Origin of the sequence: Pseudovibrio sp. Ad5 (assembly GCF_001623095.1) — a bacterium.
Lineage (GTDB): Bacteria > Pseudomonadota > Alphaproteobacteria > Rhizobiales > Stappiaceae > Pseudovibrio.
The window spans coordinates 52,624-62,669 of sequence record NZ_LMCH01000020.1; the positions used below are offsets into that span (position 1 = coordinate 52,624).

The following is a 10,046-nucleotide window of genomic DNA, read 5'->3' on the forward strand; positions in this document are numbered from 1 at the left end:
TAAAATGAAAAAGTTAGTTGCTACAGAAAACGCTCCAGCTGCAATCGGACCGTATTCTCAGGGAACTGTTTTAGAGAACCTCGTTTTCACCTCTGGCCAATTGCCGCTTGATCCAAAAACAATGGCATTCCCTGAAGGTGGCATCACCGAGCAGGCCAGAATGTCACTGGCCAACTTGAAGGCTGTGTTGGAAGAGGCTGGTGCTGGTATCGACAGCGTGGTGAAAACCACATGTTTCCTCGCTAAAATGGAAGACTTTGCAGCGTTCAACGAAGTTTACACGGAAGTCTTTGGCACTGAAGGTGCACCTGCGCGCTCTTGCATCCAGGCAGGCCGCCTGCCGAAAGACGCGCTGGTTGAAGTCGAAGCAATCGCGTACGTCAAGTAAGCTGCACGACACTCCTGTTGCTGCGCTCTGAGATAGAGTTCCCCACTCTCTTCGAGCGCAGCTCTCCTCCCCTTGCCCAAGCTGTTGAAGAGACCAAGATGCTTAAGATACGCAGCAATCGTTTCCGCACAGGTGAAACCAGTCCACTGTTCACGACTGAAGTTGCAGAGAAAACGCGTGAGTTTCATAGTCAGATCCAAGGTTATGAACCAACTCCCCTCACCAGCCTTCCCGCCTTAGCAAAGGTGCTGGGCGTCAAGGCGATTTACGTGAAGGATGAGTCTCATCGTTTCGGACTAAATGCCTTTAAGGTGCTTGGTGGCTCCTATGCCCTTGGTCGCTTGCTTGCGAAGAAGCTTGATCTCGATATTTCGGAAATCGACCTACAGACTGTTTCTCAAAAGTTTGAGCGCCCTATGGTCTTTACAACAGCAACTGCTGGCAACCATGGGACCGGTGTCGCATGGGCTGCGCGCGCTATGGGACAAAAGGCTGTTGTTTACATGCCCAAAGGTTCACCTCAGTCAGCTGTCGAGCGCATCCGGGGTTTGGGTGCAGACTGCATTGTGACCGATGTGAACTACGATGACACCGTTCGACTAGCGAATAAAACAGCGGAAGAGAACGGCTGGGAGCTTGTTCAGGACACTGCCTGGGATGGCTACGAAGAGATACCAACCTGGATCTCCCAGGGTTACATGACGATGGCTGGAGAAGCAGCTGACCAACTCGCCAAGCTGGACGATGCTCAACCAACTCACGTTATGCTTCAGGCTGGTGTCGGAGCTATGGCAGGCGGTGTTCTGGGCTATCTTGCTGATGCGTACGGACCTGAGAACTTCAGGTCTGTGATCAGCGAGCCGCGCGCTGCAGATTGCCTTTATCAATCTGTTTCCAGCGAGAATGGTGAGATGACTGCGGTTGAGGGTGACCTGACCTCTATTATGGCTGGTCTGGCCTGCGGTGAACCAAACCCGATCACATGGCCAATCCTACGGGACTGTGGCGATCATTTCATCTCAGCCACAGATAACATTGCCGCCACTGGCATGCGTATTCTTGGCAATCCGCTCAAAGGGGACCCTGCGATCACAGGCGGCGAGTCCGGTGCTTTGAACATCGGCCTGCTATACGCGATGAAGTCAAAAGCAGAGTACGCCGAACTGGCACAAAAAGCTGGTCTCAACGAAGAGAGTGTTGTGTTGATCTTCAACACCGAGGGCGACACCAATCCTGAACGTTACAGAAAAATCGTCTGGGAAGGCGCCTTGCCTCTTTAACCGTTTAAATTACCCAAACAGGGCCATTGCTCTGTTTGGGTCTGTCTTTAAAGCGCTGCGAGCACCAGAACCTCGATTTTGTAGTGAGGTTTTGCCATGCGGGCCTCGACGCAAACTCGTGTTGGGGCTACGTTGAGATTAGCGACCCACTCATCCCAGACTTTGTTCATTTCATCATATTCACGCATGTCTGCCAGCCAGATCTGGACGGAAAACACTTTTTCACGGGTTGTCCCTGCCTCAGCGAGCAAGCTGTCGACTTTTGCGAAAACGTCTTTTGACTGTTCGGTGATATCGCCCTCAACGAGCTGAGACACCTGCCCTGCCAAATGAACAACATCATTGTGAATTGCGATTGCAGAAAAGCGCTTGGAACCGCCTAGTTTTTTGAGTTCTGAGCTCATTTTTACTCCAGTTTTTATCAGTCAGCGTGTTCATCAAACACCTGATCTCTTGCATCGGATTTCGTGATTTTGAGATTTTGAGATTTAGGAGCAACGGCTGGTTAGTCGTTGTCTGTCAAACCAGCTCCAGCTCCACGTAGGCGGGATGCTTCTGTCGCCGGAGCAAAGGTCCGCTGTGCAAATACTCCAAGCCGCATCCAACATGCATCCCCAACAACCGCTCTATGGATAGGTTTGCTTTGCGAGAGCATTTGTGCTGGCGCTGAGCATTCAACTCGTTTGGCGTGAGAAGATAAAATTGCCTCAGAATTGCCCTGAACGCAGAGTTCCTTGCCGTTGGTAACCATGCGCGTACCTTCCCACTCCACAGCAACTGGCTGACCAAGACGAAGGGCTGCACCGGACGCGAAAGGAACAACCAGCAACGGGTAGTCAACTTCCAGCATTGTTATGATATTGCCCAGCTCCATTTTGATCGCACAGTCACTCATCGCTGCGCCTGCAATGAGTGGGCTTAGCCTGCCCGCTGGAGCACGCCAGATGCCTTGAAGTGCCACTGGAGACAGATCAACCGCTGGCAGCCTGTCATTCAACTCTAAGAGTGAGACCAGCAAATCCGGTCCAGGAAATCCAAAGGACGCGAGCCAGCGCGTTCCTTTGGCGGCCTCCTCACATAAGCCCCATGGCAACCCTGCACCGCGAGAAGCACGCTTGCACATCGCTTCGATTTCATTGAGAGAATAACTCATCTAGTTGCCTCTGCTCAGTGCTGGATAGACCCAGAAATCATCAGATTGTGACGCCAACTCCTCCGGATAAGGCGCGTTTGCATACATGTTGATGCGTACCCAACGATCAGAGCGCGGATCGAATTGCACTGCGCCGAAAAAGGCGAGTTTACATCTCAGCATATCGATCGGCAGAACATCGCTTGCAATCGTATTGTCGCGGATTTCAGCATAGGGTGCCTGATTGACAATCTGAGCGCGGCGAACGATGTGACGGTATTCAGGATGCCTCAGCAGAAACTGAGCGATGTTTTTGTCTTCTGGCCAGTGGCCCAGAGCATGATAAAGCGCAGCTGCATCTCGTCCGGGCGCTAAAGGTTGCTCGTATTCTTCAATCGGCTCTTCAAAGCGTTCACCCAGACGTGGCTCCAGCTTCTCCTCTGAGACATACCAGGCCTTTGCTTTGTTCTGCTGATCACTCCAATCAATTTCCAATGCCCAACCATAGACCCGTTCAAGAACTTCTCGCAGATCCTGCAGTGTCATCGCTCCAGCAATGCGGAATGTTGGCGTGTTGTCAGCGGCCATGGTGTTTGCAAGATCATCAACAAGTGCCCCATAAGGCTCCAGCATCAAGGAAGTCAGGCACTCCTGCCCTTCCAGAGATAGTTCCTTTTCTGCCCAGGTATTTAGCTGTTTCCAAGGGTGATCACTTGCATCAGAGATGTTTTCGGCCTGCTGCTGCAACGATACAAGGTCACGCTTGAGCCCTTCAGTCTTTTCAGATTGGATCTGATGGTCCGTTGTCCAGGACGCAGTCAATAAAATGCTGCGCGCCAACAACTCACGAAAGAGTTCAATCTCTTGTTCACTTGCCCGAGGGAGTGCACGTACGCGTGCAGCCGCTTGTTCCCGCGCAGCAATCCAGTTGTTAAACAGTACAGGGTGATTGAGCAGAAATGGCGCCATTCCGAGGCCAGTTGAATTCCCAATGCCCATAGAACGGGCGATAGCAGGATCCAACTTTACAGCTTTTTCTCCCCCCTTCATTCGCGCCATATACTCGACAAGGTCGCGCACAAAAGCGCGTGTCAGAAAGACGGAAAGCATCTCCACCTGGAACGGACTTTGAAACTCAGGACGGTCCGCGATCATTTCGCGATCCGCCGCCCCAAACTTGCCTGACCCATAAACAGCGGTGGTGCGCATGAGATAGCCGACGGCTTCGATCTTTTGGAGATCCGGCTGCTCTCCCTTTGCCAGAGCCGTTACAATGTGCTCCCACAATCGCGCCGAACGGTTGGCGCGTGACAGTGATAGTTCTGTCTCACAAATGCGCCCAGCCTCTTGCAAAGGTACGTTGCGAGAAAGACGTTCAATATCCTCAGAGGTTGGAATACCGTCAAAAAGAGTGAACGTAGCGTCCCAGGCATCGGCAATCACACGATCTGACCGTTTCTCAGCTGGAAGATCATGCGAGAAGGCAACAAGAGAGTAGGTTCGGTCCGGACCATGAGCGCAATAGACAGCGTGCCCAACACCGCATTCATCCATTTCAAAGACAGGTCGGTCAAATCGCCAATTTTCATTCTGCATGCGTCTTAGAAGAATACGCATGAAGGATAGGCGCGATTGATGGATTGAACCGAGCCGGCTCAACTTCATCACCTTATCAGGTGAACGCAGTTGGATTGCATCGGTTTCGCAAACACTCATAATCATCTCATCCTCTGGACAATCCGAAGCTTAAACTGCCCGAGCCATATTGGATATATGTGCTCGGGCAATATGCTTAGCTGTCTCTTCCTTTCGCTATTGTGATGCGCAATGCATCCCAAAGTGACGGAATGAGTAGCAAGGATACTGGTACTGCGGTGATGACGATAAAGCTTTGCAACTTTGAGACGCCGCCAGACCCTACTGAAATCAGGATTATTGCCATCATGCCCATTGCAATGCCCCAGAACACACGAACTGCCATAGATGGTGTTCCGCTCTTGGACATGGTGACAGAGATGACGTAGGTCATAGAGTCACCTGTTGTCGCTACGAAAATCGTTGTCAAAACCAAGAAGAGGAGAGAGACAAAGAAGCCGAGCGGCAGCTGCTGTGTAATCGCCAAGAGTGCAGCTGGAAGGTTGAAACCTTCAAAAGCAGTCGCAATAGAGCCAGCCTGCTGAAGTTCAAATGCAATCCCAGAACCACCAACAATGGTGAACCAGAAGTTTGTGACAATTGGCGCGACAATGGACAGCATGATCACGATAGAGCGAATGGATCTACCACGAGATACACGCGCGATGAACATTGCCATCAACGGGCCATATCCCATGAACCAGCCCCAGAAGAACACAGTCCACCAGCCAAGCCAACCCGGCTCACCAAAGACACCAGCTTCACCGCGGTAAAGCGCCATGCCGAAGAAGTTGCCAAGATATGTTGCAAAGCCTGAGAAAAAGCTGTTGAAGATGAAGGCTGTTGGGCCAGCGAGCAAGACGAAAAGCAGCAGACCGGCAGCCAGAATGACATTCAGGCGGCTCAGAAGCTGGATACCTCTGGAAAGACCGGAGATGGCTGAAATCGTATAGAGCGCGACCAGGCCAGCAATCACAACAGCTTGTGTTGTAAACCCATCTGGAATGCCAAACAGATCACTCAGACCGTAACTGACTTGCAACCCTAGGAAGCCAATCGGACCCACGGTTCCAGCAACCACAGCAATGATACTTGACGCATCTGCTATGAGGCCAATTGGACCGTTGATCGCTTTGTCACCGAATACCGGGTAAAGCAATGTCCGCGGGGCGAGTGGTAATCCCTTTTCATAGTGATAATGCATCAGCATGACGGTGCTCAATGAGCCAAGGATCGCCCAGGCCAAAAAGCCCCAATGCATAAAGCTTTGTGCCATGGCTGCATCCACGGCAGCATCCGTGCCGGCTTCTGCGCCAAACAGTGGAGGCGATGACAGGAAGTGTGCCATTGGCTCACCCGCAGCCCAAAAGACGCCACCACCTGCCAACAGGGTGCACATGATCATTGCGCCCCACTGGAAGACAGTAAACTCGGGCTTTGCAAGGTTGCCCATGATCGCCTTACCGCCCGGCAATACACAAAGGATCAAGCCCAGAAGAAACGTTGACAGAAGCAGTACCTGCCAAAACAAGCCGAAGTATGTTGCTGAAATATTGAAGCCCCAATCAACAAATGCCGATAATACATCGAGATTGATGAGTGCGACTAAGCAGAAGAGCACGATAAAGCCACCTGTAATCGCAAGCAGCGGCATATTGGTATCGTTCGTATCCTCTACAGATTGCTTGGTAATGTCCGTCATGTTTCCCTCCCTGGTGACGGCAATGCAGCATGTTCAGTTAAGCTGAACAGTTCTTCTTCAACTCCAATGGGGGTGAGTTAAGCAGCCTCTTTTCGGCTGGTGCTGCGTGAAAACTGCTTTCGTAAAAGCAGTACCAATTTCGGCCCATGATCCCTGCAGTTTCCTCCTCATTGAAACCGACAGTTCGCAAACCTCTTTCAAGGTTGCCAAAATCTTTGTTGTTCTCGAACCATTTAGGCATTGGCGGGAAACCCGGTGCACTCGCCGAGCCCTCGCCATAGTCCGTCTCTTTTGTCCAACGCCCCATGCGCATCCATTCCACGATGCTATCTGGCTGGTCCTGGCAAAGGTCAGAGCCTACTCCCAAATGCTGCGCACCAAACTTTTCTGCGGTCCGCGCAATCATCGTGCAGAAGCTTTCAAGCGTGCACGCCGATTTGTCTTTGAGGTGATGCGGATAAAGCGAGAAGCCCAGCATTCCGCCATTTTCTACGACAGCCCGAATGACATCATCTTTTTTGTTGCGCAGCGCAGGCGCCCAATCAAACGGATTGGCATGCGTGATTGCGATTGGCCTTTCAGAGTAATCCGCAGCCTCAATCGTTGACCGATCGGCAGAATGGCTCATATCCACAACAAGCCCGACCCGGTTCATCTCCCTGACAACCTGTTTGCCCATCCGGGTGAGGCCGGTATCTTCAGCTTCATAGCAACCTGTGGCAAGCAACGACTGGTTGTTGTATGTCAGCTGCATGAACCGTGCACCAAGGCGGTGCACAATCTCAACGAGGCCGATATCGTCTTCAATCGGGCTTGGGTTCTGGAACCCAAAGAGGATTGCTGTGCGATTGGTTTCGCGTGCAACATCAATATCAGCGGCCACATAAGCGGGCATAATGAGGTCAGAGTATTGCTCAAACCAGCGGTTCCACTGCTCAAAATTGAGCACTGTCTCGCGAAAATTCTCATGATACGCGATCGTTACATGAACAGCGTCTAATCCCCCCGCCCGCATTTGCCGAAAGATTTTCTCAGACCAGTTGGCATATTGAAGATTGTCGATCCACATCACACAGGAACTCCGGATGAGATGTAGGAGGTTTTGACGATGGTGTAGAAGTCCTTCGCGTGGGAGCCCTGCTCTCGTGGGCCGTATGAGCTGTCTCCACGACCACCAAATGGAACGTGATAGTCGGTGCCAGCTGTCGGTAGATTAACCATCACACACCCAGTACGCGCGTTTCTACGGAAATGGGTTGCCCTTGCGAGGTTTTGCGTCACGATGCCCGAAGTCAGTCCGAAGTTGGTGTCATTGACTATCGCGAGAGCTTCATCATAACTGCCAACCTTAATGACTGCCGCCAATGGAGCAAACATCTCTTCACGGTTGATTTTCATGGAGTTGGTCGAGTTCAGGAAGACACCGGGAGACATATAGAAGCCCTGTGTTGGCATCTCCAGACGTTGTCCACCACATGCGAGCTCTGCACCTTCGGATTTACCAAGCTCCACATAGGCCAGATTTTCGTTGAGCTGCTGCTCAGAGACAACCGGACCAATCTGAGTACCCGCCTGCAATGCATGACCAACCTTCATGGCTTTTGTGCCAGCAATGAACTTCTCAACAAACGCGTCATGAATGGCTTCGTGGACAACCAGACGGGAAGACGCTGTACACTTCTGACCAGTTCCGCCAAACGCACCACCGATTGCTAAAGTTGCAGCCAGATCAAGGTCAGCATCATCCATAACAGCAAGAGCGTTTTTGGAGCCCATTTCCATCTGAACTCGCGTGAAGTTCTGAACAGCAGCAGATGCAATGCCCCGGCCTACCGGAACAGACCCTGTGAAGGAAATTGCATCAACTTTCGGGCTCTCAACCAAACGTTGGCCGATGTCACGGCCAGATCCCATAACCAATGAGAAGAGGCCTTTGGGTATGTCTTGTCGCTCAATAATCTCTGTCAGTGCAACCGCAGAGGCTGGTGTCAGGTTTGCTGGTTTCCAGACAACTGCGTTTCCAAATGCGAGCGCTGGTGCAATCTTCCAGGACGCTGTTGCTGTTGGGAAGTTCCACGGAGAGATAACTGCAACAACACCGACCGCTTCTCGGCGAACATCAACCTCAATTCGGTCCCGCACAGAATCTGCGTTTTCGCCAATCTGACGTAATGTTTCAGCTGCATAGTAGGTGAAGAACTGACCCGCTCGGTAAACCTCTCCTTTACCCTCCGCGAAAGGTTTGCCCTCTTCACGAGAAAGCAGCGTACCGAGTTCCTCCGCACGCGCCATCATCTCAGTCCCAATCGCATTCAGCACGTTGTATTTGCGTTCAATGCCATAAGCAGCCCATTCCGCCTGAGCAATGCGTGCCTGGTCCAAGGTCGCTTCCAGCTGACCAGCGGATGCCTGCGCAAACAGACCAACAAGATCACTCAGATCCGATGGATTCCGGTTCTCAACTTCGCTTGTGCCAGCGGTCCAGTTTCCTGCAATGAGATTCAGTTGTGTGTCGACCATGTGATCTGCTGCCTATTCGCCCGTAGAATTACTGAGCAGACTATGGACACATGATGCAATTTCAGTCAAAATCAAACTTCTGTAATTTGTTTCAGGAAAATTGAAATGCAGATCAAGATTGAGATGCTTCGTTGCTTCGTTGCAGTTGCGCGAACCGGCAACCTTAGTGATGCAGCCGAGGTTCTTGGGCGCACACCTTCAGCGCTCTCCATGATGCTGAAACAACTGGAAGAAAATCTAGGACAATCTTTGTTTGAGACCGATCGTAAGAACCGGCTCTCAGCGCTTGGATCTTTCGTTCTGGAGCAGGCAGAGCGGGAGCTTTATCAATTTGACGGCATGGTGCAGGATATTGTGAACTTCGCAAAAGCAAAAAGCGGAAAAGTGCGATTGGCTGCTGTGCCATCCGTTGCAAACACAATCATGCCTGAAGTCATCGCCCAATATCTCTCTGCGCGCCCAGACGTTCACATCGAGCTCCGAGACATGGATTCTGCGTCCATCCTGCGCGAGCTGGCAAAAGACCGGATTGATTTGGGCATTGCCTCTACACAGGGGCACGCCACTTCATTCCACACTCAAACTCTCTTCTCAGATCGCTTTGGTATTCTTTGCCACAAGTCGAGTAAGCTCTTAAAGTTAGGAGACAAGCTGCGTTGGGCTGACCTTCAACACGAACGTCTGATTGCCAACAATCTCTCTCAATCTATCCATATCCCCGACTGCCAACAACTCCACGCAAACGCGGGCCTAAAAGTACACAACATCACATCTTTGATGGCTATGATCCGCAATAAAGTCGGCATCACGATCCTCCCCGAAACCACCGTACAAATGCCCAACTCAGAAGAAATCAGCTTCATCCCCCTTCCCGAAACCAACATCCAACGCGAGATCCAACTCATCCGAAAATCCGACACCCCACCATCTCCGGCAGCACAAGAACTGGAGCGGGCGATTTTGATGTTTGTGAAGGAAAGAGGATGACTGATCTTGGTAATTAGAGTTCATCGCTCAAATTATCCAAGTTCGCTCATTAGCAGCCGCAACACACTGCAAAAGCTTAAACTTCGGCTTTGAGACTCGTGTGCCGGGAGCTGCACTGCAGATACTCAAGCAAACATCCAAGTTCATCTCAGTATAAGATCTTGCTCTCAAAACATGAGTGAGAGACAACCGTTGGCTCTTGAAGGAAGAGTTACAAAAGGAATGCAATGGTCAGAGTGTACCCAAGCATTTCCCCATCACTGAAGAGCCTTCAGACTGTCCGTCGTCAAAGATAGTTGGACAAAATTGGCTTTCGATTAGTGGAGTGTCTGGCCCAATTGCGTGTTGATGTTAAGCGGCTTGTGCGTGGTAGCGCAAGCGTCGGTTTTGAATAGTTCTGCG

9 protein-coding genes are annotated in these 10,046 nt (G+C 51.3%); 3 read left to right on the plus strand and 6 right to left on the minus strand.

Going from position 1 to position 10,046, the window contains the following annotated elements:
- Positions 1 to 4: 4 nt before the first annotated feature.
- Both PsAD5_RS11695 and dpaL read left to right on the plus strand, forming a co-directional pair.
- Positions 5 to 388, plus strand: a complete 384-nt coding sequence (locus PsAD5_RS11695; protein WP_057464574.1) for a RidA family protein — start codon at positions 5 to 7, stop codon at positions 386 to 388.
- 98 nt (positions 389 to 486) lie between these two features.
- Positions 487 to 1,668 (plus strand): diaminopropionate ammonia-lyase, encoded by a 1,182-nt coding sequence (gene dpaL / locus PsAD5_RS11700; RefSeq protein ID WP_063292246.1) that lies wholly within the window; start codon positions 487 to 489, stop codon positions 1,666 to 1,668.
- Between the two features lie 47 nt (positions 1,669 to 1,715).
- On the opposite strand, the gene PsAD5_RS11705 is transcribed toward dpaL, so the two are convergent.
- The 6 genes from PsAD5_RS11705 to PsAD5_RS11730 all read right to left on the minus strand — a co-directional run bounded on the left by PsAD5_RS11705 (position 1,716) and on the right by PsAD5_RS11730 (position 8,657).
- Positions 1,716 to 2,072: a RidA family protein gene (locus PsAD5_RS11705; RefSeq protein WP_063292235.1), complete on the minus strand. Its 357-nt coding sequence runs from the start codon at positions 2,070 to 2,072 to the stop codon at positions 1,716 to 1,718.
- A gap of 101 nt (positions 2,073 to 2,173) precedes the next feature.
- A complete protein-coding gene (locus tag PsAD5_RS11710; RefSeq protein WP_063292236.1) occupies positions 2,174 to 2,821 on the minus strand; it encodes a DUF3726 domain-containing protein in 648 nt (215 codons plus the stop codon).
- Positions 2,822 to 4,516 (minus strand): hypothetical protein, encoded by a 1,695-nt coding sequence (locus tag PsAD5_RS11715; protein ID WP_244272080.1) that lies wholly within the window; start codon positions 4,514 to 4,516, stop codon positions 2,822 to 2,824.
- A 76-nt stretch (positions 4,517 to 4,592) separates the two neighbouring features.
- A complete protein-coding gene (locus PsAD5_RS11720; RefSeq protein WP_063292238.1) occupies positions 4,593 to 6,137 on the minus strand; it encodes a BCCT family transporter in 1,545 nt (514 codons plus the stop codon).
- A 37-nt stretch (positions 6,138 to 6,174) separates the two neighbouring features.
- On the minus strand, positions 6,175 to 7,206 hold the full coding sequence (locus PsAD5_RS11725) for a membrane dipeptidase (protein WP_063292239.1): 1,032 nt from the start codon (positions 7,204 to 7,206) through the stop codon (positions 6,175 to 6,177).
- Positions 7,206 to 8,657, minus strand: coding sequence for an aldehyde dehydrogenase family protein (locus PsAD5_RS11730; RefSeq protein WP_063292240.1), 1,452 nt, complete (start codon positions 8,655 to 8,657; stop codon positions 7,206 to 7,208). The genes PsAD5_RS11725 and PsAD5_RS11730 overlap by 1 nt, the downstream gene beginning before the upstream one ends.
- Before the next feature lie 105 nt (positions 8,658 to 8,762).
- Here PsAD5_RS11730 and PsAD5_RS11735 point away from each other — a divergent pair, with 105 nt between their 5' ends.
- Positions 8,763 to 9,644, plus strand: a complete 882-nt coding sequence (locus tag PsAD5_RS11735; protein ID WP_063292241.1) for a LysR family transcriptional regulator — start codon at positions 8,763 to 8,765, stop codon at positions 9,642 to 9,644.
- The last annotated feature ends 402 nt before the right edge of the window (positions 9,645 to 10,046 follow it).

What these genes read in the sequence shown, in the direction of transcription:
- PsAD5_RS11705 (WP_063292235.1), bottom strand. Translation starts at nt 2,072, where the DNA reads ATGAGCTCAGAACTCAAAAAACTAGGCGGTTCCAAGCGCTTTTCTGCA.
- PsAD5_RS11725 (WP_063292239.1), bottom strand. Translation starts at nt 7,206, where the DNA reads ATGTGGATCGACAATCTTCAATATGCCAACTGGTCTGAGAAAATCTTT.
- PsAD5_RS11710 (WP_063292236.1), bottom strand. Translation starts at nt 2,821, where the DNA reads ATGAGTTATTCTCTCAATGAAATCGAAGCGATGTGCAAGCGTGCTTCT.
- PsAD5_RS11735 (WP_063292241.1), top strand. Translation starts at nt 8,763, where the DNA reads ATGCAGATCAAGATTGAGATGCTTCGTTGCTTCGTTGCAGTTGCGCGA.
- dpaL (WP_063292246.1), top strand. Translation starts at nt 487, where the DNA reads ATGCTTAAGATACGCAGCAATCGTTTCCGCACAGGTGAAACCAGTCCA.
- PsAD5_RS11695 (WP_057464574.1), top strand. Translation starts at nt 5, where the DNA reads ATGAAAAAGTTAGTTGCTACAGAAAACGCTCCAGCTGCAATCGGACCG.
- PsAD5_RS11730 (WP_063292240.1), bottom strand. Translation starts at nt 8,657, where the DNA reads ATGGTCGACACACAACTGAATCTCATTGCAGGAAACTGGACCGCTGGC.
- PsAD5_RS11720 (WP_063292238.1), bottom strand. Translation starts at nt 6,137, where the DNA reads ATGACGGACATTACCAAGCAATCTGTAGAGGATACGAACGATACCAAT.
- PsAD5_RS11715 (WP_244272080.1), bottom strand. Translation starts at nt 4,516, where the DNA reads ATGAGTGTTTGCGAAACCGATGCAATCCAACTGCGTTCACCTGATAAG.